This is a genomic window from Paenarthrobacter sp. FR1 (genome assembly GCF_051106045.1).
GTDB lineage: Bacteria > Actinomycetota > Actinomycetes > Actinomycetales > Micrococcaceae > Arthrobacter > Arthrobacter nitroguajacolicus_A.
This window is the reverse complement of the sequence record NZ_JBPFSF010000015.1, coordinates 52333-76900: the sequence shown is the minus strand read 5'-3', so window position 1 is coordinate 76900 and position 24568 is coordinate 52333. Positions and strand designations below refer to the sequence as shown.

Here is a 24568-nt window from a genome sequence, read left to right as displayed (position 1 = left end):
GGGGTCCATCCTCGTCTGGTCGTGAAGAGTGGCAACTGACCGAGGTCGCACTCTAACCCAGGGCGCCCAACCATGCAGAACAGGATCGTCCGGGTTCGTAACTGGTTAACGTTCCGCCCTGGCTGGGACGGTCCTCTGTCGCATTTGCCGGAGTCCGGCGATGGTCAGCCCGGCGGTAAGTGCGAGGGCGGCCACCCAGAGCGTGAGACCGGCGAGGTCGTGAAAGGCCATTTGGGGGAGCCTGCGATCCGGCACGGCAACGACGCCGATGAACGCGCCGACAAGTCCGAAGTAGCTGCCGGTCATGAAGCGCTGGTGCGCCCGGATGTTGCCGCGGCGGACGGTCACCAGGCCCATCGTCAGGGTGCAAAACGTCAGCAAGGAAAGCGCGTGGAGCCAGTTAAATCCGCCGTCGATGGTCCGGATCCCGAAGGACGTGAGGACCACGACGTACATGGCCACCGCCCAGATGCGGCCCAGGACCTTGTGCGCTGCAGTGCCTTTGTTGCGGCGGAGCAGATTCACGGCACCGAAGATCAGGGCATAGCCCGCTGCGATGGCGTGCAGGGCGATCAGGAGAGTCCAGGGCGATGGCATACGGCCAGCCTAGTGGCCGTCAGCTGCACCTTTGCACATGTGTTGGCGGATGACTCCCTTATTGGAACATGCCAACCCTTCAGCCGTCCGAGACCAGGATATTGGCATGTACTTTCGTGAATCCGGAGGCTTCCAGATCCTTCGTGTCGAAGCCGTCAGAGACGAGAACGGATGCTTTCTGGTCAGGTCCGGACGTCTTCAGGATCTCGCCGCGTCCTGTCCCTCCCACTGAGCAACTGCTGTGCCAGCCGGCAGGGTTGTCAACAGGATAAACAGCCAGGCAGGCGGTGCGCCCTTCCTCATCTTGTCCGAGGAAGTACTTCTTGCCATTGGCCTCGGCAACCATGAGTACTTTTGCCAGGTGCGTTTCCGGTCCGAAATTCACACCTTCGGGAAGGTCGTCGCTCGCTGCGGATGGGCGCTCAAGCGCTGTGAAACCGGATGCCCCGGAGCACCCTGTGAGCAACAAGCCCCCTACGACGGTTGTAACCAGGAATGCGAACTTTGAATTCTTGATGGCGCTGCCCCCTCAGGCTCTAGTGTGTTGATTCTAACCAGGCGCCTGGCCGCACGGGCGAACCCGAAAACGTCCCACGGAACAAGTGACGTCGGCTTAGGCTTTAGCTGTGACGAAACCCCTGGACGATGGCCCCTTCTTTCACGGCACCAAAGCAGACCTTCGGGAAGGAGACCTCCTGAGTGCAGGCTTCAGGTCGAATTACCGTCCCGAAGTGGTCATGAATCACATCTACTTCACTGCACTGCCGGACGGAGCGGGACTCGCTGCGGAGCTCGCAGCAGGTGACGATGAACCGCGCGTCTACGAGGTGGAGCCCACCGGGGCGTTCGAGGACGATCCGAACGTGACGGACAAGAAATTCCCGGGGAATCCCACACGGTCGTATCGCAGCCGCGATCCGCTCCGGGTAGTCGGCGAAGTCACCGACTGGACGCGCCTGACGCCCGAAGCGTTGCAGGCGTGGAAAGACCGCTTGGCGGCGATTCTGGCCGATGAACGCGGCGAGATCATCAACTGACAAGGGCCCATGAGAGCTAGCGAGTCGAAAAACAGACTCGTTCTGCGACCGAATTTGCCTTGAAGTACATGCGCAGGAGCAGCACCACCAGGACGGCAGTGAAGCCAAGCCCGATGAAAAAGATCCAAACCACGCTGCTGTCATCCTTGGGCAGTACACCGAAGATCACCCATAGAGCTGCCGTAAATACGAGCAAAAGGCCCGCTGTCCTTTTCAGAACCTTCACGGACGCCTCATGGGCGGCAACCCAAGCGTCGTCGGACGCCATGGTTGCCTTGGACCGGATGCCGAAAGTGTAATTTGGCCTGGACTCTCCCGCCTCCACTTGGGAAGCAAGCATCTTCAAGAGTCCGGCCACCACCAGGAAAGCGATGCTGAACATGGCCGTACTGAATTCCAACCCCAAGATGTGCCCCCATCCACGCCGTGCTTGCTGGAACTGTTCACGGTAGCCAGCGCCTTTGGAAGGCACAACTCAAACCAACCGGGACGAGCCTTCCGTCCTGTTCGGCAGCGTCGCACGAACTGAATTAACGACGACGGCGACGCTCCCGCGCGTGGGGGCGTCGCCGTCGTGCTTCTCATCAGGGTGACGCCTAAGGCGTGGGGCTGCCGCCGTTGACATTCAGCGTCTCACCGACGACGTAGCTGGATTCCGGCGAGGCGAGGAAGACGTACGCCGGGGCAAGTTCGGCCGGCTGGCCGGCGCGGCCCAAAGGAGTCGACTGTCCGAACTCGGGCAGTTCTTCCTTCGGCTGGCCGCTGCTGACCTGCAGGGGCGTCCAGATGGGGCCCGGTGCCACGGCGTTGACCCGGATGCCCTTCGGCGCCAACTGCTGTGCCAAGCCCTTGGTGAAGTTGTTGATGCTGGCTTTGGTGGTTGCATAATCCACCAGGGTGGGCGAGGGGTTGTAGGCCTGAATGGACGTGGTGTTGATGATGGTGGAGCCGGCCGGGAGATGGGGGAGGGCAGCCTTGGTAAGCCAGAACATGGCGTACACATTGGTTTTCTGCGTGTGGTCGAACTGCTCATCGGTGATGTCCGCGAGGTCCTTCTGCGCCACCTGCTTGCCCGCGTTGTTGACCAGGATGTCAATCCCGCCCAAGACAGCGACGGCAGTGTCCACCACTTCCTGGCACGTTGCGGAGTCCTTGAGGTCACCGGGGACTTTAACAGCCTTACGGCCGGCGGCCTCGATGATCCCGGCAATCCGGGCAGCGTCCTCTTCTTCTTCGGGCAGGTAGGAAAGGACGACGTCGGCTCCCTCACGGGCGAACGCGATGGCGGTGGCCGCTCCGATTCCCGAGTCGGCTCCGGTGATGATCGCCTTGCGGCCTTCGAGTCGTCCGGTTCCGCGATAGCTATCCTCACCGAGGTCAGCCTTTGGTGTCAGTTCAGCGTCGAGCCCGGGCTCGGGCTGGTGCTGTTTCGGCGGGGAGATGTGCTCGTAAGCGGTGACCGGGTTTCGGAAGGTGTACTGGTCAGTCATGCTGGTCCTCCTGATGGTTAGGCGTGGAGCATGGAAAAGCTAAGTAAGCTTATGATTTCCAGCCTAAGCAAGGAGAGGTGGCTCTGCCAAGTCGGACGGAAGTTCCGCCAGCAGCTCCTCCGCCGTCGGAGGTGCCGTGTTCGCGCCGAGCCGGCCGAGCCCGTAGGCAACGTTCATGGGGGAGCCGCCGGGGCATGGGCGGCCGGCGGTCGCGATGAAAGTGGGTGAAGGTTGTCAGCTGAAAGTCAGCCAGGTGAAGCTGGGCTACGCGGCGGAGTGCACAGCCACAGAGGCCCGCTCAACGGCAGGGCACGAGATTTTCACGGGGTTGCCGTCAGGGGACTTGTCCAGGCCGAGCAGCATGCGGACACCGGCGGCGCCGAGTTCATAGTGGGGCAGGGACACGGTGGAGAGCGGCGGCCGAAGGTGGGCCGCAATGACTTCCTGGTTGTCGAATCCCACTACGGCGATGTCGTCCGGAATGGAGAGGCCGTTCTCCCTTAGCCCGTCGTAGAGGCCCATGGCCATGCGGTCGTTGTAGCAATAGACGGCGGAAACGTTGCGCTTGAGGAGTTCTTCCGTAGCACCGTAACCACCTTCCTGGTCCGGGTAGGCCTCCAGAACCAAGGAGGGGTCGAACGGAATGCCCGCGGCTTCCAGAGCATCCTGGTAACCCTTGAGTCGTCCGTCCTTGGCTGGAGCGGGCGTGGTGGTATTGATGAAGGCAATGCGCCGGTGGCCGCCGCGGAGCAGGATTTCTGTTGCCGATTGCCCGCCCTGGGCTTCGTCGGGAACCACAGCACGGGATGTCGACGAATCCGGGGAGAAGCAATTGACCAGGACGAAGTCGGACTCACGCAGGGTTTCCGGGACATCCGTGGGCCGGTGGAACCACGTTGAGTAAAGGATCCCGCGAACCTTGTATTCGAGCATCATGGCGATCGCATCTTTTTCCAGGTCGAGGTTGCCCTCGGTATTGGCGATCAACAGGGCGTAACCGTGCTTCCAAGCCTCATCCTGCGCTCCGTGGATGATCTGGCCGGCGAAAGGGGTGGTGGCAACGCCGTCGGCGACGAGTCCGATGAATTTGGACGTTCCACTGACGAGGTTCTTGGCCATGGCGTTGGGCCGGTATCCGAGGTGGCGGATCGCGTCCTTGACGCGTTCGCGCGTCTCCTCTGCGATGCGGGCGTTCTTTTTCTTGTTGATGACCAGCGAGACCGTGGCGGTGGAAACGCCTGCGGCTTCAGCGACTTCGCGGAGGGTCACTGGATGGGCACGGTCGATTTTGACAGGAACGTCGGGGGTGGCCGCGCTGCCTGAATTTTTCTCCTGCGAAATCATCTGTCCTCCACCAGGAGTATATCCGTCTGCCATGGCCGTCATCCCTTGTTCGCCCCGCTCTCCAGGCCTTGGATCATGGCCTTGTTCAGGACAAGGAACACCAGCAGCAACGGCGTGATGGTGACGCACACAGCGGCGAAGGTGGCTGTCCAGTCCACCTTTCCCATGGCCCCGATGTAATTCTGCAGGCCCAGCGGAATGGTCTTCAGTTCTTCGGAAAGGACAAAGGTGTTGGCGAAGATGAAGTCATTCCAAATGAAGATGCTGTTGACCAGGACCACGGTGACCACGGTGTTCAAGGACAACGGCAAGGTGATCAGTCCAAAGATCCGGTAAGGGCCTGCGCCGTCGAGGGAAGCGGCCTCGTACGTCTCCCGCGGGATGTATTCGAAGAATGAAGAGAACAGATAGATGGACATGGGGAGGGCAAAACCGGCCAGGGGGATGATCATTGACTGGTAGGTGTCCAGCAGGTTCACGGTGGAGTAGTCGATAAACAGCGGAACCAGCGCAATCTGGACAGGCACGATAATGCCCACCAGGAACAGCCCACGAACGAACTTGCTGAAGCGGAAGCCAAGGACCTGGATGGCGTAGGCGGCCATCATGCCAAACAGGACGATCAGGATGTTGGCGCCCATGGTGACGATGAAGCTGTTGAGGATATTCCGGCCAAGGTCGCCCGTTTCGAACGCCCGGGCATAGTTCTCCCACGTCAGCGAACTGGGCAGGGCGAACGGGTCACCGGTGGCGAAGTCCTGTTCGGTGCGGAGACTGGTCAGGAACAGCCATGCAAGAGGGTAGACCTGGACGATCACGATCAGCATGATCAGGACCCGGGACAGAGTCCGGTACAGGCTGGGCTTGCGGCGTCGCTTCTGGACTGCTGGCGCGGGAGGCGTAGTGGTGGGTGGGGTGTGAACCGGGGCTGTCTGGGCGATCATGAGTCTGCCTTCCGCTTGAGCATGAACAGGATGAGGCCGACGGCGACGAGGCACTCGATCACGATGAACACGGAGATGGTGCTGGCGTACCCAAAGTCCGTACTGGTGAAGGCTGTCTTGTACATGTAGGTGGTGAGCAGCTCGGAGGATTGTCCCGGGCCGCCGTTGGTCATGAGGTAGGGAATATCGAAACCACGCAGGCCATATGTGGTGGCCATGATGGTGGTGGTGATCCAGACGGGCCGAATGTAGGGGAAGCGGATCTTGGTGAACAGCGTCCACTTGTTGGCACCGTCCAGGACTGCGGCTTCTTCGAGTTCCTTGGGAACGGCAATCAGGGCGGCGTAGATGATGAGCATGTAGAGCCCGGTGAACCGCCAACCTTCCGGCGCGGATACGGCCGCCAGCACAGTGTTCACATCGGAGAGCCAGGCACGTTCAAACGCACCGAGTCCCACCCAGTGCAGCAGTTGGTTCAGCAGGCCCACGGGATCGATCGAGTAGATGCGCACGAAAAGGAAAGCGATGGCTACCGTGGAGATCACGGCCGGCAGCAGGTACAGGGTCTTGATGAGTTCCCGGCCGCGGCGCAAGGACGTCAGAAGGCTGGCTACCACCAGTGCGCCGCCCAGTTGCAGGACCAAGCAGATGGCCAGGTAGATGAGGGCGTTGAAGAAAGACCGCCAAAAGATGTCGTCGGCAGTGAGCATCCTGACGTAGTTGGAGAGGCCGACGAACTCCATATCGCTGATGCCGTTCCACGAGAAGAAGCTCAGGAACAGCGATTGGAGAATGGGAAAGAGTACGGCTGCGCAGTAGAGGAGCAGCGGCGGAAGCAGGAAGACCAGGACTGATGTCCTTGACCGGTTGGGAAGCATGGCGGGGCCTTTCAAGCGGGGGGCCTTGCGGCCCCCCGCTGCTACGTTTTATTTGAAGAACTTGGGGGCGTTCTGTTCGATGGCGTTGTCCATGGTTTGCGTGAACTGCTCCGGCGTGATGTTGCCCTGGACGAGGAGCACCAGCTCCTGCTGCAGCCTGCCGTTGGTGGTGGGGTCCAATTGGGTGTCCCACGGCATGGCCTGCTTGCTGCCGAGGCCGTTGGCCGTCTCCAGGGCCTTCTTGTACAGCGGGGTGGCATTCGCCGGAATGGTGGTCTGCACATTGGTGGTGGGGGAGAGCGCACCCGTGGCGGCGTACTCAGCCGGGTACTTCTCCAGCGCGAATTTCAGGAAGTCGCTGACCAGAGGATCGTAGGTCTTGGAGTTCACGGCCATGCCGATGCCGGACGGGGAGACGAACTCGTTGGCTGCCGTCACGGACCCTTCAGTGGTGGGAAGGGTGAAGAAATCGATGTCGTCCCGAACCGCTGGGTTGAGCTTGTCTGTGGCGAGGCTGGGGAGTTCCCACGTTCCGATGTTGTACATGGCCGCTTGGCCGGACGTGAACTGGTTCTGCGCATCCGAGTAACCCTGCGCTGAGAAGCCGTCCTGGAAGCACTTGGCCTTTCCAAGTTCTGCCATCCATGTCACGGTCTTTTGTCCGGCGGCGTCCTTGAAGGACGCGTCACCCTTCTTGAGTTTTTGGACGAAGTCCGGGCCGGCTTCACGGAAGGGCTGGTATGCAACGTAGCGTTCCAATGGCCACTGATCCTGCCCATCGATGGCGATCGGCGTAATTCCAGCGCTCCTCAGCGCCGTGCACATGGCAGGGATGTCATCGAGGGATTTCGGCACGGAGACGCCGGCTTTTTCCAGCAGCGCCTTGTTGTACCAGATGAACTCCAATTCGAACTGGAAAGGAATCATGTACAAGGAGCCGTCGTCGAAGCGCTGATAGTCCAAGGCGCCGGGACGGTAGTCGTCGTAGATGTCCAAGGACTTCAGCAACTTGTCGGCGTCCACCATCTTGCCCTGCTTCGCCAGCTGCTGTGCGAACGGGGTGGCATCCGTATCAAACAGCTCCGGGAGCTTATTGGCCGCGGCCAAGGTTTCGAGCTTCTGGATGTAGGAGGGCCGGTCCGGCGTGGTGATCAGGTTCAGGGCGAAGCCCGGGTGGTCCTTGGCATAGTCATCGGCGAGCTTTTTCATAATGTTGATGACCGCCCCGTCGGCAGGCCTGGAGAGAAGCCACGATATTTCGCGGGGTTTGACCTCGCCCGTGGGGCTGACATTGGCGGGATCGGTGGTGCCTCCGCCGCCGCCACAGGCTGTCAAAGCCAAGGCTGCGGCGGCTGCGACGGCGGCAGCGCGGAGTAGTTTCTTCATTGCGGCAATCTCCCTTGATTGGAACAGAGGTTGGGGTGGGGTGGGGTATTCAGTTGTCGGTTCGTTGACGTATTTCAAGGTCTGTGACGGTGGCGGATCCTTCGCCGGCGAAAACGCCGATCCGTCCCTCGGCCAGGTCGTAGATCCTGGCGCTGAGCGCAACCTGGCGGTCGACGACGGCGACGCAAGTGTCGCCGTCGACGATGACTTCAAGGGTGTGCTCGCCCGGGGCGAGGTTGCAGGCTCGCTCGAGTTCGACGTCGAACGGGACGTCCCCGGAAACGTGCCACTGAGCATCGCCGGTGATGGCGCGCGGCCACCGATCAAAGACGAGCCGCCCGCGCTTGGGTTCCACACGCAAAATGTAGGAATGGTCGCCGTCGGGGCTGGAGCGCAGCAGCAGCCCGCATTCGGTGGTGTTGGGAGCGATGTCCAGTATCACTTTGGCGTAGAACTGGCTGGGCAGGTCCTCGTCGGAGACAAGGGCCGTGTATCCGTCAGGTGCTTCCAGTCGGGTGGGCAGGTTGTTGGTCAGGGAGACCGGGACGTCGTCCCAGAAGCTGTCCACCAATTCGTCGGCAAAGGAGAATCCGAGCGTACCGTCCGGGTTCTGGCGGGCCTCCAGGACAGACATGGTGCCGGCCCATTCCCAAGGGCCGTGGTCCCTGTTGCCTTCCTTGCTGGCGATCCAGCCGAAGAAGAAGCGGCGCCCGTCGCGCTCTGCTGTCTTGGAGGCGTAGAAGGCGCGGCCGTCGATGCTGTCCAGGGTCGGCACGGTCCACGGACCGTCGGGGCTCTTGGCCATCCGGTACCGGGTGGTGAACGACTCCGAGAACTCGGAGTAGACCATGTACCACCAATCGCCCCATTGGAAAACGTCCGGGCATTCGTGCGTGATGTACCGGCGCGGATCCCAGAAAGGCTCGGTGTGGTCCCAGGTCATCAGATCCGTGGACACGCACTGGGCGATGACGCCGCGGCGCCGCTCCGGCCCTTCCGAATGCCGCGCCGCGAGCAGCATCCGCCACTGGCCCTTGGCGTCATCGCGGAACACGAAGGGATCCCGCCAGTCCCCGGACTCGTACCCGTCGGGAGCTCCGAAGGTGAGCTCCGGGTGCTTGGTCCAGCTCTGCATTCCGTTAGTGCTGGTGGCGTGCATGACCAATTGGAGAGGGGCGCCGTCAGCGCCCAGGTTGCTGGGATTCTGGCCGGTGTAAAACAAGTGGTGGACGCCTGTTTCATCGACGACGACGCTGCCCGTGTACGCGTTGAAGTCACGTTCCGCTTCGGTGCCGTGAGGGAGGGCGACCCCGTGGTCCTCGAACTGCGTCAGGTCCTTGGTGGTGACGAGGTTCCATGACGTGCCCGGTTTCGGATGGGACCTTACTTCGTGGAGGTAGAAGAGCCAAAACTCCCCGTCTTTTTCGAAAGGGATGAGATCTCCAACCCATCCATCGGTGGGTTGGTAGAAGACTGAGCGTTTCATCTGCGCTGATGTCCATTCTGCTAAAGCGTTTGATCACTAGAAAGCTAGCGCGGAAGTTGGATGTGATCAAGCGTTTTAGCAAAATTAACCTGCGGGAAATTTTCCTACGCTAAAACGCTTGACCAGCGGGGACCGCTGGCACTAACGTCCTGCGTAGCCGATGAGCCAACGGCCCCTCAACGCGGGTTCGGCATCCATCACCGGTTTCTCCACCTCACATATTGGCCAGCTGGCTGCCGGGAACGTCGGCGTTCCCGCTTCTGCCGCTGCGCCCACCCAATGACGTTCGGCGGTCAACTGCGCCCGCCGAACTTGAGAGGAAACCCATCCATGACGCACCACATTTCACGACGCACCGTCCTGCAAGGCGCAGGCGCAGGGGCGCTGGCCCTTTCCTTCAGCGGCCTCCATCCTCTGGCAGCCGCGCACGCACAGACTTCCCTCCGGGCGGTCTATCACATGACGCCACCGTCCGGCTGGCTCTGCGATCCGCAGCGCCCGGTCCATACCAACGGCGCGTACCAGCTGTACTACTTGCACTCCGGGCAGAACAACGGTCCCGGCGGCTGGGACCACGCCACAACCAACGACGGCGTAGCGTTCACCCACCAGGGCGTTGTCATGCCCCTGCAACCCGACTTCCCTGTCTGGTCGGGATCGGCCGTCGTCGATACTGCCAACACGGCCGGCTTCGGTGCCGGAGCGGTGATCGCATTGGCCACACAGCCCACCGACGGAATCCGGAAGTACCAGGAGCAATATCTGTACTGGTCCACCGACGGCGGCTACACCTTCACGGCGCTCCCGGATCCTGTCATCGTCAACACCGACGGACGGACCGCGAGCACACCTGCCGAGATCGACAATGCGGAGTGGTTCCGCGACCCCAAGATCCACTGGGATGCCGTGCGCAGCGAGTGGGTGTGCGTGATTGGACGAGCACGCTACGCAGCCTTTTACACCTCTCCAAACCTGAGGGATTGGCAGTGGACCTCCAATTTCGACTACCCAAACCCCGCGCTCGGCGGGATCGAGTGCCCCGATCTGTTCGAGATGACTGCCGGCGACGGCTCTCGGCATTGGGTGTTTGCCGCGAGCATGGATGCCTACGGTGTCGGCTTGCCGATGACCTATGCATATTGGATGGGCACCTGGAACGGCACGGCCTTCATCGCCGACAACCTGACTCCACAGTGGCTCGACTGGGGCTGGGACTGGTACGCCGCCGTCACGTGGCCCTCCGTGGAGGCGCCGGAGACCAAGCGCCTGGCGGTCGCGTGGATGAACAACTGGAAGTATGCCGCACGGGACGTTCCCACCGACGCATCGGATGGCTACAACGGACAGAACTCGATCGTTCGCGAGTTGCGGCTGGAGCGTCAATCGGGAGGCTGGTACAGCCTGCTCAGTTCCCCGGTCGCCGCTCTCCAGGGATACGCAACAGCTACCACCACCCTCCCTGACCGCACAGTCAACGGCAGCGCCGTTCTGCCATGGAGTGGCCGCGCCTATGAGCTGGAGCTCGACATCGGGTGGGACGCAGCCACGAATGTTGGGGTCTCCGTAGGCCGCTCCGCTGATGGATCACGTCACACGAATGTGGGTAAGTATGGCGGCGAGCTGTATGTTGACCGTGCGCCGTCGGATCAAAGCGGCTACGCGCTGGCGCCTTACACGCGCGCCGCCGCGCCCATCGACTCCAGCGCCAGGTCGGTGCACCTGCGCATCTTCGTGGACACCCAGAGCGTGGAGGTGTTCGTGAATTCCGGACACACCGTGGTGTCGCAGCAGGTGCATTTTGCGGAGGGCGACACCGGTATTTCGCTCTACACGGATGGGGGCCCGGCTAACTTCACCGGCATCACCATCCGCGAGTTCGGGAACCCGATCTAACTGCAGGGGGGCGGGGTGCCGGGCCGCTGCGGCCTTGACATCCCGCCCGCCGCCAACACACTGGGTCCATGTACAAGAACAGCCGTGTTTCCGCCCAGTTTTCGGTGTCCCTTGACGGTTTCATCGCACGCGAGGATGACAGCGTAGGGCCCCTGTTCGATTGGTATGAGGCCGGAGAACGTGAAACCTGGATGCCCGGACATCCCCGGCCGTTCCATCTCAGCGAAGCCGATGCCGTCTACTGGAGCTCACTCCCGCGTGAGGGAGCGTTCATTGCCGGCCGCCGCATCTTCGACATGACGAAGGGGTGGGGAGGGCACCCGCCCAATGAGTCGCCGACCGTCGTCTTGACGCACCGCGAACCGCCCGCGGATTGGCCTCCGAGCCGTCGGGATGGAATGCCCGCGCCCTTCGAATTCGCAGGCGACCTCACAACGGCCCTCGATCGTGCTGCCGAACGTGCGGCCGGCGCGGAGATTGGGATCGCCGGCGCAGACGTCGTGCAGCAATGCTTGCGGTTGGGGGTGATGGACGAGCTCCGCGTCGACCTTGTACCTGTTCTGCTGGGTCGTGGAGTCCGCTGGTTTGGGCAACTGGACACGGACATCATGCTCGATGAACCCGTCGTTATTCCCGGAACGCGTGTGACCCACCTCAGCTACCGGGTGCGCACGTGAAGACCGTCCTGATTCCATAAGCGCAGACGTTATCCACAACCGGAAGAACAGCGGACGACGGCGGGTCCCCGCCCGGGTTAGGCTGGTCATCTCGGCTGATGCAAGTGGCCGCAGGAACCATTTATGCGGAGCCATAGTTTAATGTCCGATGATCTTGCCCTGGCGGCCCTTGCGGCGTCGTCATTTTCTTTGCCTGCCCTGCGCGACGGCCAACTCCCGGGAATGAGCGCCCTCGTTGAGGGCCGCGATGTCCTGGCCGTAATGCCCACCGGGTACGGCAAATCCGCTACTTACCAGGTCGCAGCCCGGTACCTTCACAACCAGACCGGACGCCCCGCCGTCGTGGTTTCTCCCCTGATTGCCCTGCAAGAGGACCAACTGGACGCGCTGACCGACCACTTAGGTGACGGAGCCGCCGTCGCCATCAATTCGTCCCGAAGCGACTCACAGGTGGAGGCGGCCTGGCAGGCAGCCGAGTCCGGCCAAGCCACGTTCCTGTTCCTGGCGCCGGAGCAGTTGGCCAAGCAGGAGACGGTGGACCGGCTGAAGAAGCTGGACATCACCATGTTCGTGGTGGACGAGGCGCATTGCGTCTCGGCCTGGGGCCATGACTTCCGCCCTGACTACCTCGATGTGGGCAGCGTCCGCGAGCGTCTGGGCAACCCGCCCGTAGTGGGACTGACGGCCACCGCGTCCCCACCTGTCAGGGACGAGATTGTGGATCGGCTTGGCATGAAAGACCCGCTTATTCTGGTCCGCGGCTTCGACCGGCCCAACATCAGCCTCGACGTCATCCGCCATCAGGAAGACAAGGGCAAACGCAAAGCCGTGCTGGAGCAAGTCTCCGCGCTGGCGAAGACGGAAGGAATGGGGCTGCTGTACGCGGCCACCCGCAAAGATACAGAGAAGTACGCAGCCAAACTGGTGGAGAACGGCCTGCGTGCCGAGGCCTACCACGCGGGTCGACCGGCCGCTGAGCGCGAGCGTATTCACCAGCAGTTCCAGGATGACCACCTGGACGTAGTAGTAGCCACCACGGCGTTCGGGATGGGCATCGACAAACCAAACGTGAGGTTCGTGGTGCACGCCGACATTCCTGAGTCCCTGGATGCCTACTACCAGGAGATCGGCCGAGCCGGCCGCGACGGGGAGCCTGCCTCAGCCATTTTGCATTACCGCGCGGAGGACCTTGGCCTGCGGAAGTTCTTCGGCACGCACGCTCCCGACCCCGAGGCGCTCCTGGCGGTGTTGAAGGTCATAAAGAATGCCGGTGCGCCTGCTCCAAAGACCGCGCTGGCGGAGCTCACAGGCTTTCCCGCCCGCCGCGTCACGGCGCTGGTGAACCAATTGGAGGACGCGGGCGCTGTCACCACGGGCAAGCGCGGGATCAGGCTCGGTTCCAAAGCCAAGCTTCCCGCGCTGGTGGGGCGCGCCGTCGACATGGCCGAGGCCCGGCAGCGCGTGGACGAGTCCCGGCTCACCATGATGCGCGCCTATGCGGAGACGGACGGTTGCCGCCGCCAGTTCGTGCTGGCCTACTTCGGTGAGGACATGCCGGAGCCCTGCGGCAACTGTGACGCCTGCATTGACGCTGCAAACGACGCCGCCGGGCCCGGTTCCACAGAACACCTCGCCTCATCGGACGACGAGACGTTCCCGCTGCAGTCCACCGTGATCCACAAGGAGTGGGGGCAGGGCCTGGTGATGCGTTATGAGGACGATGTCATCACTGTCTTGTTCGAGCAGGAGGGGTACAAGACCCTTTCCCGTACCGCCGTCGTGGAGCATGACCTGCTGAAGCCCGCTTAGAAGGTACGGACTTGGGATGGTTTACGTGTTCAGTTCCAGCATCAAAGCGGGCAGTTCGTCGGCGAGCTCGCGGGCCAGGAACCCGAGCGGGCCGAGCTTGCTGGCCAACCGGTCTGCAGCGGCTGCGTGAAGATGGGTGCCCCAGCAGGCAGCCTGGGAGCCGCTGGTTCCCCGCGCCCGCAGCCCCGCGATGGCACCCGCCAATACATCCCCACTGCCCGATGTCCCCAACCCGCCGTACCCGGTGGTGATCTTCCACAGCTCAGTGTCCTGAGCTGCTTCGGCTGACGGCCCCGCGATATAGCCCTGGCAACTCACCACTGCGTCGAACCGCCGCGCAATGTCCACTACCGCAGTTTCCAGGTCCTCCACGTCGCGGCCCAGCAGGATCCCAGCTTCCGTGGGATTGGGCGTGAGGATCAGGCGGCCCCGCCATGGTCCAAGCCGGTCCTCCACCTTGCCCAGCGCTCCCAAAGCATAGGCGTCCAGAACGACGGCGGCTCCTCCTCCGGGGTCGGTGACACCGGCGGTGACCTCCCGCTCAAGCAGCGCTCGCAGGAGAGCCTCGGCGAGGTCGAGGTCGTCCAAGCCCGGCCCGATCAGCAGGGCGTCGGAACGCTCCAAGTACGGCGAGATCCGGTCCAGTCCCTCCCCGGTCACGGAACCGTCGGCGGTTTCGGGCAGACCCAGGGCGCCGCACTCGGGCAGCGCAACGCCCACCTGCACTGCCGCCGACTCGGCAACAGCCAGGGTAAGTTTTCCGGCCCCCGCACGAAGCGCCGCAGTACCGGCGAGCAGGGCCGCGCCCGGGGTTGCCCGCGCCCCACCGACAACCAGCACTGCTCCGCGCGAGTACTTGTCATCGCCGGGGGCAGGCAGCGGCCAGTCCCGCAGCAGCGACGGTGTCACCAAAGTGAGGGCGCTTGAATCACTGGGGGTGGACACTGGCATCCCCCGCATGCTCGGTGACAGTGACGCCCTGTTCCGTCAGGTGGTCCGCCACATTGAAGCTCTCCAGCGTCCACGGCCCGGCACCCTTTGGACGCACGTACCGGGTGATCGAGGCATTCAAAACCGACGTCGTCGCGGCAAGGTCCAGAATCTCCTCTTCGGACATGCCCTCCAAAACGTATCGAACCAGAAGGATCACGGCGTCATGGCAGACCAGCATCACTCTGTGCCCCGTTCCCAGGGTGTTGAGTTCGTCCAGGATCGAGCGAAGGCGGAGCGCCACGTCGGCCCACGACTCCCCACCCGGCGGACGGTAGTACAGCTTGCCCAGCCAGAGTCGACGTTCGGCCTCGTCCGGGTACCGCGTCTCCACGCCCAGCCGGGTCAGCCTGTCCAGGATGCCCAGCTCCCGGTCCCGGAGGCGTTCGTCGGTGAGTACCTTCACGGGCCAGCCGGCAGCCTCGACGGCGATTTCCGCCGTCTGCCTGGCACGAGCGTAGGGGGAGGAGACCACAGCGTCCGGCCTGGATTCTGCCGCGATCCGGGCCAATGCTGTCCCCAGGGCCTTGGCCTGCTCCTGCCCGGTGCCTGACAGATTCACGTCGGGGTCCCTGGCCGGAACATCGATGATCTCCGCCCCCGCTAGACGTGCTTCAGTTGCAGCTAGGTTGCCTTCGCTCTCACCATGCCTGATCAGCAGCAACTCCACAGCACCGGCCTCCTGCACCGCGTCTGTCAGCCCGTCCTCGTTCACAAAAGATCACCCCTCCGCGCGCCTTGCCGAATGCAGAACACTACCCACTGAGTACCCACCGGTCCAGAGAATAAACGCACGACGGCGGTTGGGAACCCTGTCGCCCGGCCCGCCAGTGAAGTAAGTTGCTCGCATGAAGGACACATACCAAGTCATTGTGGTCGGTGCCGGATTTGCAGGCGTTGCAGCAGCCAAGGAACTTGGCCGCAAAGGCATACGCGTCTTGCTCATCGACTCAAACAACTACCACCAGTTCCAGCCCCTTCTTTACCAGGTAGCTACTTCGCAGATCGGGGTCTCGGCGATTGCCCGGCCACTCCGATCCGTATTCCGACGCTTCAAGACGGTCAAAGTTCTCACCGCCAAGGTGGAGTCCGTGGATGCAGCACAGCGGACCGTCACGACGGAGGACGGCCAGACCCTGCGGGCGGAGCTCCTGGTCATCGCAGTTGGCGCAGTCCCCAATTTCTTCAACACTCCGGGCGCGGAGGAGTTGGCCTTCCCGCTGTACTCCGTCACCGATGCCACCAGACTTGGCACGGGGCTCACCCGGCTCCTGGACGAGGCCGACCGGAACCCTGACACCTTCGTGGACGTGGTGGTGGTGGGAGGTGGTCCCACGGGTGTTGAGACTGCCGGAGCAATGGCTGAGAACGTCAAATACGTGGTGCGGAAGTACTTCTCCCCGGAGCTCGCAGCGCGGTGCCGCGTGCATTTGGTGGACATGGTGCCCAGCGTCCTGAATATGTTCTCGTCAAAGTCCCAGAAGTATGCAACTGAGCATTTGAAGAAGGTCGGTGTTCAACTGCATATGGGAGTGGGCGTCACCGAGGTTCGGGAGGACGGCGTGACCCTGGCAGACGGGAGTTCCGTACCGGGACAGATCGTCGTGTGGGCTGGCGGCCTGAAAGCGGGCGATATTATTGCCGGCTCGGGGCTGACCCAAGGGCGAGGTGGTCGCATCGACGTTCACCCGGATCTCACCGCGCCGGACGTCGAGGGCGTGTATGTGATCGGCGATGCTGCCAACATCACTGATTCCACCGGGGCAAAATTGCCTCAGTTGGGTTCGGTCGCTCAACAAGCAGGGAAATGGGCTGCCACCAACATCCTCGCGGACCTCAGCGGGGGCACCCGCATGCCATTCCGATACCTCGACAAGGGCTACATGGCGATGGTCGGACGAGGTGCTGCTGTGGCGGAACTTGGCCGCAAACGCCTCCAGCTTCAGGGGATTTTCGCCTTTTTGTCCTGGCTCCTGGTCCACCTCGCACTGTTGTCCGGACTCCAGCAAAAGGTACGTGCATTGTTCTCCTGGCTCAACGGTTACATCCTGCACAGCCCTGCCCAGGTGGTGGTGAGCGGGCCCATGGAGAAAGAACCGCCCGCGCCGGAGGAAACGGGAATCAGGGGGCTGCCTGACCCGCGTCTATAGCGTTGGCGGCAGCAGCAACAAGCTGGGCATTTCCCGTGGCCAGTGTCCCGTCCGGCAACAGGAGTGTGTCCTCCAACCCGATACGTGAGTCCAGACCCCATCGAGCAGCAAGGCCCAATGCCGGCCACGCCGAACGATCCTCACCGTGAAGCAGAATAGGCGTGGTCCCAGCGAATGTGCGTGCGAATGCCACCAGGCTTTCAGCTTCCGCCGTCACATTCTCAGCGGGGATGTCTTGGATTTCCACCAGGACCCTCAGGCACTTGTTGTGCAGTGGCGATGCAGCCCATTGACGTGCGCCCTCCGCATGCCAGATGCCGGCTTCGATCCCGATTCCCCGCGCGTGAAGGGCACGGGCCACATCTTCTGCGCCGTGTTCATGCCAGTTCACGGAGGCGAAATCGGGTAGTTCAACCCACGACTCGATCATCTTCAAACGTGTTGCTGGGTCAGGCACGATCCAGGCGCCCGTGGTCACGCCCAAGGGAATACCCGGGCACGCTGCACGAAGGGCTTTCAGCCAAGAAGCCACGTGGCGTGCTTCCAGGCTGTCTTCGCCTCGATGATTCTTCGGATGGACGTGCAAGGACTGGGCGCCCGCCGCTGCAGCTTCCGCCGCTTCGTGGGCAAAATCAACCGGATGCGCCGTCAGACGAGGGTGTTCGGCTACGGGGCGGTCACCGTTGAGGCAAGCCTGGAGCAACACTCGTGTCCTCATGCTGGGAAGATAGCAGGAGGAACCCGGAAACAAGGAGCATCATGACACTCAAAGAACGCTTGAAAGCTGACGTCGTCGACCATATGAAGGCCGGCAATAAGATCGCGTTGACCACTGTGCGTAATGTGTTGGGCGAGATCACTACCCGGGAGAAATCAGGCAAGACACCGGTGGAACTCGACGATGCGCAGGTGACGTCGCTGCTCCAGAAGGAAGCTGCCAAGCGCCGGGACACCGCCCGCATCTACACGGAAGCCGGAGAAGCTGACCGTGCTGCGGCCGAAGTCGCAGAGGCGGAAATCATCGAGGCTTACCTCCCCAAGGCGCTCACCCGCGAAGAGGTGGAAGCGATCGTGGACCAGGCCATCGCTGCGTTGAAGGCCGACGGGCAGGAACTCTCCATGCGTTCCATTGGTGCCGTCATGAAGCCGGTCACTGCCAAGGTGGCAGGTCGTTTCGATGGCAAGACCGTCAGCGAGATTGTTCGCGGACGCCTGGCCTGATTATTACCAGTTGCATCAGCGACTTAGCTGAGCCCAAGCAGCCACCGCAAAGTGTCAGCGTTCCGCACGGCGTTGCCGCCGCCGTCGTTGTTGAAGTAGGCGTATACGTCCTTGCCGGACCCGCTCCACTCGCGAATCCGGTCAGCCCACCAGCGTAGATCGTCGTCCGAATAGGAGCCGCCGTAAAGATGCTGGTGGTCCGGGCCGTGCAGTCGAACATAGACGAACGGCGCGGTGGCCCGCAGGATGCAGGGCAGGTTGGCGCCACTCATGATGCAGTAGGCCGCACCGTGGCGTTCCAGCAGTGAATACACATCGGGGTGGTCCCAACTGTCATGCCGGAACTCAACGGCAACGCGGATCCAGTGGGGCAAGGCGGCCAGGAAGTAGTCCAAACGGGCGTCGTCGCGGGCAAAACCGGGTGGGAGCTGGACCAGCAGCACGGCACGTTTGTCGCCAAGCTCGTGCCAGCAGCGGATGATCCGTTCCACCCACACCTCCGGACCGTAGAGCTTCTTGGCGTGCGTGAGTCCCCTTGGCGCTTTGACGGACATGGCAAAGCCCGCGGGTAGGCGGTCTCGCCAACTCGCAAATGAAGTGTCCCGGGGCCAACGATAAAAGCTCGCGTTGAGCTCCACCGTGTTGAACTTGGCCACGTATTGGGCCAGGCGCTTCGAAGCCGCAAGCCCCGGCGGGTAGAGCACATTTTCCCAGTGGTCGTAGCTCCAACCCGACGTACCGATGTGGATGCCCATGCTGTGAATGTACCCCGGCCGGATGGTCGCTAACGGAAGGGCTACTGCTGGTGGGCTGTCCTCGCCATCAACGCCTGGAGATCTTCGGCCACCTTGGCGACTTCGCGCTGCCGGGCGCTGTGCGTTGGGTTGGAACTGGGTTTGGCACTGCGCGTTGCCGGGTGTGCCTGCCGTCGGGTTGTGTGGGCCGGGCGGCGGAGCTGGGGATCGCGCGAGGGCGCGTCGACAGTGACGGCTCCTTGCAGGGGATCGTGGAAGAGTGGGAGGTTCATACTTCCCGATCCTGACAGATGCGCCGCCATGCCGGTATGGACAGGTGCATACGCCTGTACTGCGCGGCTGTGCAGATGTCCATCCGGACCGCGGCAGGAACCTAGCCCCAGAGGGCCTTCTTCAGCAGGGCTCTTAGCTGGGCATTCTCGTCTTCGCTGAGTCCGGCGAGTTGCGTCTGCTCGCACACTTCAAGCGCCGCCCGCGCCTTGTTGTGGATCCTGCGGCCCTCGGCGGTGGAGACGATGATTTTCGCGCGCCGGTCCTGCTTGCCCTGGGCTCGTTTGACGAGGCCGCGGTGTTCAAGGTCGTCCACCAGGCTGACCACTTGGCTGGGGTCCAGGCTGAGGAAGTCGGCGAGCTCGCGCTGCGTCGGTTCCAGCCCGCTGCAGGCGAGTGTCAGCACGGAGAAGGACCGCTCCCGGAGGCCGTAGTCCGCCAGCGCCTTGTTGTTCAGCAGTGAGCCAGTGGCATGCAGCTTGGCCAGCAGCAGGCCCACGTCGTTGCCGATTTTGGCCTCGGCCAGGCGCGGGGTTTCCACTTCGGTGCTTTGCGGGCCCATGACAACTCCAATAGTAATGAAAAACAATCGTTGACTTTTTCAATGATCCGTATTCTCATTGATCATGACAAGGATCTCACGCCGCAGTGGGATCGGCCCCACCGGCTCCGGCCGGTTACTGCATGCGAAGGAGCACGCCATGAGCTTGAACGGCAAGGTTGCAATCGTCACCGGGAGTGGACAGGGTCTTGGCCTCGCTTACGCGAGGGAACTCGCCCGCCACGGTGCCGCCGTCGTGATCAACGACGTGAACGCCGAGACCGCAGCGCAAGCAGTCGCGCAGATTGAGGCCGACGGCGGACGGGCCACCGCCGTCGTCGTTCCAGTGGGCACCACGGACGCAGCCAAGGCGCTGGTTGCCGGCGCCGTTGAGGCGTTCGGTCGGCTGGACATCCTGGTTACCAACGCCGGCATCCTCCGCGATAAGAGCCTGTTGAAGATGACCGACGAGGACTTCGACCTGGTGATCAACGTCCACTTAAAGGGTACGTTCACCTGCGTTCGTGAAGCCTTCGCGTACTTCAAGGAAAACAACGTCGCGGGCCGCATCATCACCATCGGCTCGCCCACCGGCCAGCGCGGCAACTTCGGGCAGAGCAACTACGCGGCTGCGAAGGCCGGGATTGTGGGCATGGTCCGGACGTGGGCGCTGGAGATGAAGAAGGCCGGCGTGACGGTGAACTGCGTGATCCCCGTGGCTGCCACTGCCATGACCAAGACGGTCCCGTACTTCCAGAAGGCGGTCGAAGCCGACGAACGTGGCGAGGCCATGCCGTCCTTCTTCCGGCACGACCTCGGTTTCGGAACGGCCGACGACGTCGCTGGGCTCATTGCCTTCCTCGCCTCTGACGAAGCTGCCGGCATTACCGGCCAGGCGGTCGGCGCCGGTGGTGACCGGCTTCAGGTCTGGACGCACCCGACGGCGGCGAGCACGGAGTACCGCGACGGCGGCTGGAGCTACGAAGCGCTCCGCGAAAACGCTGGGTCCCTCTTCGGGCCGGACACGTTGCAGAGCTACGGTGAGGAATTCCTGCCCCTGCCGGAGGAACTGCAGCCCGAGCCGGCCAAGGCTGAGGCCCGCTGATCATGGCCGACCGTTACGAGCTGGGCATCGACGCCGCTGCCCTTGATGCGATCGACATGCACGTCCACCTCGAAGTGGACAGCTGCGGCCACGGCTCGCTCCCGGATGCCCTGACCGAAGCCTCGGCCAAGTACTTCAAAGCCGAGGACAGGACACCGTCCCTGGACAGGATCGCCGAGGTGTACCGCGAACTGAACATGGCCGCCGTCGTCTTTACCGTCGACGCCCGCACGCAGCTCAAGCACGAACCCAACAGCATCCCGGAGCTGATCGCAGGGGCTGCCCGGAACAATGATGTGCTGATTCCGTTCGGCAGCGTGGACCCGCGGACGGGGGAGGACGCGATCGCCGGGGCCAAGCACCAGGCCGTTGAGCTCGGTGCCCGCGGGTTCAAGTTCCACCCGTCGCTGCAGGGCTTCGATCCGTCCAACGAGGCGTTCTACCCGCTCTGGGAAACGCTTCAAGAGCTGGGGTTGCCGTGTATTTTCCACACGGGCCAGAACGGTATGGGTGCCGGGCTTCCGGGCGGGTACGGGATCAAGCTGGCGTACTCCAACCCGCTGTTGCTGGACGCTGTGGCGGCTGATTTCCCGGGCCTGCAGATCATCATGGCGCATCCGTCGGTGCCGTGGCAGGACGAGGCGAACTCGATCGCGACGCATAAGTCCAACGTGTTCATAGACCTGTCCGGGTGGTCGCCCAAGTACTTCCCGGAATCCTTGGTTCGGCTGTCCAATTCGGTGCTGCAGGACAAGGTGCTGTTCGGCACGGACTTCCCGCTGATCACCCCGCAAAAGTGGATGGGGGCGTTCGCGGACCTGCCCCTTAAGGACGAAGTCCGGCCCAAGATCCTCAAGGACAACGCGGTCCGGCTGCTCGGGCTGAGTGGTTGAGATGTCCACCACTGCGACACTGGGGACGGGCACGGATCAGCGGCTCTACGACGTAGCGGACTGGTACGACGCCGAAGCGCTGCTCACCACGGACGAGCGAACAGTGTTGGCCCGGTTGCGGAACTTCCTGGACGCCGAGGCCAAGCCCCTTCTGGCCGAGTACTGGGAACGGGGCGAGTTTCCTGAGCAGCTCAGTCAGCCGCTGATCGACCTTGACCTGATGGAACCCGCAGACCTCACAGTCAACGGCCCCGTACGCGGGATCTACCAAGGCTTCCGGATCTTCGAACTGGCCCGCACGGACGCTTCTTTGGCTACCTGGTACACGGCGCAGGCCGGACTGTTCCGGACAGCCATTCGGGTGGGAGCCTCGGCAGAGCAACAGCGCGAGTGGATGCCCAAGGTCATCGACTTCTCGCTCAAGGGCGTCTTTTCCCTCACCGAACCTGAGCACGGCTCGGACATCGCCGGAGGCCTGTCAACCACCGCCCGCATCGAAACAAACTCCGCAGCAGGGCCCGACGGCGGCAGCTGGGTTTTGGACGGCGCCAAACGGTGGATCGGGGGAGCCTCCACAGCCGATGTGCTGTGTGTGTTCGCCCGGGACATCGCCGATGGACAGGTCAAAGCGTTCCTGGTGGACCGAACCGCGGCAGGTGTCACCCTGGAGAAAATCCACGGGAAGACCTCGCTGCGGATGATGCAGAACGCCCACATCACCTTGGACGGTGTCCGCGTCCCGGAAGCTATGCGCCTTCACAATGTGGACTCCTTCAAGGACGTGGCCGCAATGCTTCGGGCCATGCGTTCGGATGTTGCCTGGATCGCCACCGGCATCCAGGCTGGTGCCTTCGAAGCCGCCCTGGCGTATGTGAAGGAGCGTCAGCAGTTCGGTCGCTCCTTGGGGTCCTTCCAACTGGTCCAGGAGAAACTGGCCCGAATGCTCGGCAACATCACGGCATCACTGTCACTGGTAGTCCGCCTGACCGAACAGCAGTCCGGGGGAGTTGTCCGGGACCAGGACTCGGCACTGGCAAAAATGCAGACGTCGCTAATGATGCGCGAAACCGTGGCTTTGGCCCGCGAAGTGGTGGGCGGTAATGGCATTACGCTCGCCGCCGACGTCGCGCGTTTCCATGCCGACGCGGAAGCCGTCTATTCCTACGAAGGCACGCACGAGATCAACGCCCTCATCATCGGGCGCGCCCTCACGGGCATCAGTGCTTTTACTAACTAAATCTCTTCAAACAAGACACAGGAGGCAACCATGCCCAATCTCGTCGTCGATTTCGACACCCTGCTCACCATGTCCGGCAAGGACCTCGGCACCACCGACTACCGCGAAATCACCCAGCAGCAGATCAACCTGTTCGCGGACGCCACAGACGACCAGCAGTGGATCCACACCGATCCCGAACGGGCCAAGGACGGCCCCTTCGGCGCGCCCATCGCCCACGGCTTCCTCACCCTTTCCCTGATCATCCCGTTCTGGGGCGAGCTGTTCGACGTTGACGGCGTGACCACCAAGGTCAACTACGGGCTGGACAAGGTCCGCTTCACCTCCCCGGTGAAGGTGGGCTCCAAAGTCCGCATGCAGGGCTCAATCGCCGAGGTCATCGAGGTCAAGGGTGGCGCCCAGATCAAGGTCAACGCCACCATCGAAATCGAAGGCCAGGAACGGCCCGCCGTCGTCGCCGAATTCCTCGCGCGGTTCTACAAATAGAACGCATCTCCAAGTAACCCCTTCCCTCCTCTCCAAGGAACAGCCATGTCAGGACACACTGCGCTCGCACCAACGAGCACGGCCGCAAAGCGCAAAGAGGCGCGCACGGTCATCATGTCCAGCTATCTGGGCAGCACCATCGAGTTCTACGACTTCCTGCTGTACGCAACGGCCGCAGCGGTTGCCTTCCCCAAAGTGTTCTTCGCCGGAACAGATGAATGGGTGGGCGTCGTCGCAGCCTACGCAACGTTCGCCGCCGGTTACATCGCCAGGCCCTTGGGCGGCATCATCTTCGGACACTTCGGAGACCGCATCGGGCGCAAGGGAATGCTCATCATTTCCATGGCAATGATGGGCATCGCCTCAACCCTGATCGGCCTGATTCCGGGAGCCAGCGTCATTGGCCCCTGGGGAGCCGTGATCCTGGTGATCCTGCGTGTATGCCAGGGCATCGCCGTCGGCGGTGAATGGGGTGGGGCAGCGCTGATGGCCCTGGAACACGCAGATCCCAAGCGGCGCGGCTTTGCGGCATCATTCGTGAATGCGGGTGCACCCACAGGCGCTGTCCTGGGCACCGTGGTCATGGGCATCTTCTCCGCCCTTCCCCAGGAGGCTTTCCTGGCTTGGGGTTGGCGCGTACCGTTCCTCCTGTCCTTCGTCCTCCTGATCGTCGGCATGTTCGTCCGCCTCCGCGTATCAGAAAGCCCGATCTTCGCCGAAGCCGTGGCCAAAGAAAGCGCGCAAAGCACCAAGCGCAAAATCCCGCTGCTGGAGGTACTGAAGCGTCCCAAGGCACTCATCATGATCAGGTTTGCCGGTGCTGCAGGCTTCGGCCTCCAGGTTGTGCTGCCCACGTTCTCCGTGACATACGCAGTGTCAAAGGGCGCTCCGCAGCAGGGCGTGCTCTATGCCTTTGCGGGAGCCTCGGCCATCTCCATCCTGTTCGTCCTCCTGGGCGGCAGGTTATCCGACCGCTTCGGACGGCGCCCAGTGATGGTCACCGGATTGGCCCTGTTCATCCTTTACCTGTTCCCGATGTTCGGGATGCTCAGCTCAGGCAACGTCGCCCTGGTCTTCCTGGCGTTCACCGTGGCGCTGGTCCTGCACTCGTCGCTGTACGGACCCCTTGCAGCGTTCGTTTCAGAGCAGTTCGGCACCACCAACCGCTACACAGGTGCCGCCGTCGGCTACCAACTGGCAACCTTGATCGGCGCGGGGTTCACGCCCGGGATCGTCGCCGGACTCTATAAGGACGCAGGGCAGAGCATCATCCCCGTGGTGGTCTTCCTGTCCGCTATGTCCCTGGTGTCGATTGTCTTCATCCTGCTGACGCGGGAGTCTAAGAACAACGACCTCTCTACGGTCAGTTAGGAGAAAGC

Annotated in this window: 27 protein-coding genes; 12 read left to right on the top strand and 15 right to left on the bottom strand. The window is 62.6% G+C overall.

The window, feature by feature from the left end; all coding sequences use genetic code 11:
* Positions 1–105: 105 nt before the first annotated feature.
* Together ACR30Z_RS21595 and ACR30Z_RS21590 are read right to left on the bottom strand one after the other, a co-directional pair.
* On the bottom strand, positions 106–597 hold the full coding sequence (locus tag ACR30Z_RS21595; protein ID WP_434374563.1) for a DUF2306 domain-containing protein: 492 nt from the start codon (positions 595–597) through the stop codon (positions 106–108).
* Positions 598–676: 79 nt separating this feature from the next.
* Complete coding sequence (locus ACR30Z_RS21590; protein WP_434374562.1) at positions 677–1066, bottom strand: hypothetical protein; 390 nt, start codon at positions 1064–1066, stop codon at positions 677–679.
* A 157-nt stretch (positions 1067–1223) separates the two neighbouring features.
* Between ACR30Z_RS21590 and arr the strand changes: the two genes are divergently transcribed.
* Complete coding sequence (arr, locus tag ACR30Z_RS21585) at positions 1224–1634, top strand: NAD(+)--rifampin ADP-ribosyltransferase (RefSeq protein WP_434374561.1); 411 nt, start codon at positions 1224–1226, stop codon at positions 1632–1634.
* 16 nt (positions 1635–1650) lie between these two features.
* Here arr and ACR30Z_RS21580 read toward each other — a convergent pair whose 3' ends face one another.
* The 7 genes from ACR30Z_RS21580 to ACR30Z_RS21550 all read right to left on the bottom strand — a co-directional run bounded on the left by ACR30Z_RS21580 (position 1651) and on the right by ACR30Z_RS21550 (position 9162).
* Positions 1651–2106: an SdpI family protein gene (locus tag ACR30Z_RS21580; protein ID WP_434374560.1), complete on the bottom strand. Its 456-nt coding sequence runs from the start codon at positions 2104–2106 to the stop codon at positions 1651–1653.
* 124 nt (positions 2107–2230) lie between these two features.
* Positions 2231–3124: a glucose 1-dehydrogenase gene (locus ACR30Z_RS21575; protein ID WP_144652497.1), complete on the bottom strand. Its 894-nt coding sequence runs from the start codon at positions 3122–3124 to the stop codon at positions 2231–2233.
* A gap of 264 nt (positions 3125–3388) precedes the next feature.
* Positions 3389–4468, bottom strand: a complete 1080-nt coding sequence (locus tag ACR30Z_RS21570; RefSeq protein WP_434374580.1) for a LacI family DNA-binding transcriptional regulator — start codon at positions 4466–4468, stop codon at positions 3389–3391.
* Positions 4469–4506: 38 nt separating this feature from the next.
* Positions 4507–5412: a carbohydrate ABC transporter permease gene (locus ACR30Z_RS21565; protein WP_144652499.1), complete on the bottom strand. Its 906-nt coding sequence runs from the start codon at positions 5410–5412 to the stop codon at positions 4507–4509.
* Entirely contained in the window at positions 5409–6290 is an 882-nt protein-coding gene (locus ACR30Z_RS21560; protein WP_144652500.1) for a carbohydrate ABC transporter permease, read from the bottom strand. The genes ACR30Z_RS21565 and ACR30Z_RS21560 overlap by 4 nt, the downstream gene beginning before the upstream one ends.
* 48 nt (positions 6291–6338) lie before the next feature.
* A complete protein-coding gene (locus ACR30Z_RS21555; protein WP_434374559.1) occupies positions 6339–7676 on the bottom strand; it encodes an ABC transporter substrate-binding protein in 1338 nt (445 codons plus the stop codon).
* Positions 7677–7725: 49 nt separating this feature from the next.
* Positions 7726–9162 (bottom strand): GH32 C-terminal domain-containing protein, encoded by a 1437-nt coding sequence (locus tag ACR30Z_RS21550; protein ID WP_144652502.1) that lies wholly within the window; start codon positions 9160–9162, stop codon positions 7726–7728.
* A gap of 160 nt (positions 9163–9322) precedes the next feature.
* Here ACR30Z_RS21550 and ACR30Z_RS21545 point away from each other — a divergent pair, with 160 nt between their 5' ends.
* From ACR30Z_RS21545 to ACR30Z_RS21530, 4 genes are all read left to right on the top strand, one after another.
* Complete coding sequence (locus tag ACR30Z_RS21545; protein WP_280115991.1) at positions 9323–9445, top strand: hypothetical protein; 123 nt, start codon at positions 9323–9325, stop codon at positions 9443–9445.
* 47 nt (positions 9446–9492) lie between these two features.
* Positions 9493–11055, top strand: a complete 1563-nt coding sequence (locus tag ACR30Z_RS21540; protein ID WP_144652503.1) for a glycoside hydrolase family 32 protein — start codon at positions 9493–9495, stop codon at positions 11053–11055.
* A 68-nt stretch (positions 11056–11123) separates the two neighbouring features.
* The gene (locus ACR30Z_RS21535; RefSeq protein WP_144652504.1) at positions 11124–11732 is read left to right on the top strand and encodes a dihydrofolate reductase family protein; all 609 of its coding nucleotides are present in this window, start codon (positions 11124–11126) and stop codon (positions 11730–11732) included.
* A gap of 141 nt (positions 11733–11873) precedes the next feature.
* Positions 11874–13541, top strand: coding sequence for a RecQ family ATP-dependent DNA helicase (locus ACR30Z_RS21530; RefSeq protein WP_434374558.1), 1668 nt, complete (start codon positions 11874–11876; stop codon positions 13539–13541).
* A 21-nt stretch (positions 13542–13562) separates the two neighbouring features.
* On the opposite strand, the gene ACR30Z_RS21525 is transcribed toward ACR30Z_RS21530, so the two are convergent.
* Positions 13563–14492 (bottom strand): NAD(P)H-hydrate dehydratase, encoded by a 930-nt coding sequence (locus ACR30Z_RS21525; protein WP_434374557.1) that lies wholly within the window; start codon positions 14490–14492, stop codon positions 13563–13565.
* The gene (locus ACR30Z_RS21520; RefSeq protein ID WP_434374556.1) at positions 14470–15246 is read right to left on the bottom strand and encodes a histidine phosphatase family protein; all 777 of its coding nucleotides are present in this window, start codon (positions 15244–15246) and stop codon (positions 14470–14472) included. The genes ACR30Z_RS21525 and ACR30Z_RS21520 overlap by 23 nt, the downstream gene beginning before the upstream one ends.
* 133 nt (positions 15247–15379) lie before the next feature.
* On the opposite strand from ACR30Z_RS21520, the gene ACR30Z_RS21515 reads away from it, so the two are divergent.
* The gene (locus ACR30Z_RS21515) at positions 15380–16681 is read left to right on the top strand and encodes an NAD(P)/FAD-dependent oxidoreductase (protein ID WP_434374555.1); all 1302 of its coding nucleotides are present in this window, start codon (positions 15380–15382) and stop codon (positions 16679–16681) included.
* Here the strand turns inward: ACR30Z_RS21515 and ACR30Z_RS21510 are convergent.
* The gene (locus ACR30Z_RS21510) at positions 16653–17399 is read right to left on the bottom strand and encodes a 3-keto-5-aminohexanoate cleavage protein (protein WP_434374554.1); all 747 of its coding nucleotides are present in this window, start codon (positions 17397–17399) and stop codon (positions 16653–16655) included. The genes ACR30Z_RS21515 and ACR30Z_RS21510 overlap by 29 nt on opposite strands.
* A gap of 41 nt (positions 17400–17440) precedes the next feature.
* Between ACR30Z_RS21510 and ACR30Z_RS21505 the strand changes: the two genes are divergently transcribed.
* A complete protein-coding gene (locus tag ACR30Z_RS21505) occupies positions 17441–17902 on the top strand; it encodes a GatB/YqeY domain-containing protein (protein WP_144652508.1) in 462 nt (153 codons plus the stop codon).
* Between the two features lie 23 nt (positions 17903–17925).
* On the opposite strand, the gene ACR30Z_RS21500 is transcribed toward ACR30Z_RS21505, so the two are convergent.
* The 3 genes from ACR30Z_RS21500 to ACR30Z_RS21490 form a co-directional block, all read right to left on the bottom strand.
* Positions 17926–18657, bottom strand: a complete 732-nt coding sequence (locus tag ACR30Z_RS21500) for a DUF72 domain-containing protein (RefSeq protein WP_434374553.1) — start codon at positions 18655–18657, stop codon at positions 17926–17928.
* A gap of 41 nt (positions 18658–18698) precedes the next feature.
* Positions 18699–18929 carry a hypothetical protein gene (locus tag ACR30Z_RS21495; protein ID WP_144652510.1) on the bottom strand — a complete coding sequence of 77 codons (231 nt, stop codon included), beginning with the start codon at positions 18927–18929 and terminating at the stop codon, positions 18699–18701.
* 101 nt (positions 18930–19030) lie between these two features.
* Positions 19031–19489 (bottom strand): MarR family winged helix-turn-helix transcriptional regulator, encoded by a 459-nt coding sequence (locus ACR30Z_RS21490; protein ID WP_144652511.1) that lies wholly within the window; start codon positions 19487–19489, stop codon positions 19031–19033.
* A 139-nt stretch (positions 19490–19628) separates the two neighbouring features.
* On the opposite strand from ACR30Z_RS21490, the gene ACR30Z_RS21485 reads away from it, so the two are divergent.
* From ACR30Z_RS21485 to ACR30Z_RS21465, 5 genes are read left to right on the top strand one after another with little or no spacing between them, the layout of a single operon-like run.
* Positions 19629–20573, top strand: coding sequence for an SDR family NAD(P)-dependent oxidoreductase (locus ACR30Z_RS21485; protein ID WP_434374552.1), 945 nt, complete (start codon positions 19629–19631; stop codon positions 20571–20573).
* 2 nt (positions 20574–20575) lie between these two features.
* Positions 20576–21466, top strand: a complete 891-nt coding sequence (locus ACR30Z_RS21480; RefSeq protein ID WP_434374551.1) for an amidohydrolase family protein — start codon at positions 20576–20578, stop codon at positions 21464–21466.
* A 1-nt stretch (position 21467) separates the two neighbouring features.
* Positions 21468–22703 (top strand): acyl-CoA dehydrogenase family protein, encoded by a 1236-nt coding sequence (locus tag ACR30Z_RS21475; RefSeq protein WP_434374549.1) that lies wholly within the window; start codon positions 21468–21470, stop codon positions 22701–22703.
* A gap of 30 nt (positions 22704–22733) precedes the next feature.
* Positions 22734–23189: a MaoC family dehydratase gene (locus ACR30Z_RS21470; RefSeq protein WP_144652515.1), complete on the top strand. Its 456-nt coding sequence runs from the start codon at positions 22734–22736 to the stop codon at positions 23187–23189.
* Positions 23190–23234: 45 nt separating this feature from the next.
* A complete protein-coding gene (locus tag ACR30Z_RS21465; protein ID WP_434374548.1) occupies positions 23235–24560 on the top strand; it encodes an MFS transporter in 1326 nt (441 codons plus the stop codon).
* Positions 24561–24568 lie beyond the last annotated feature (8 nt).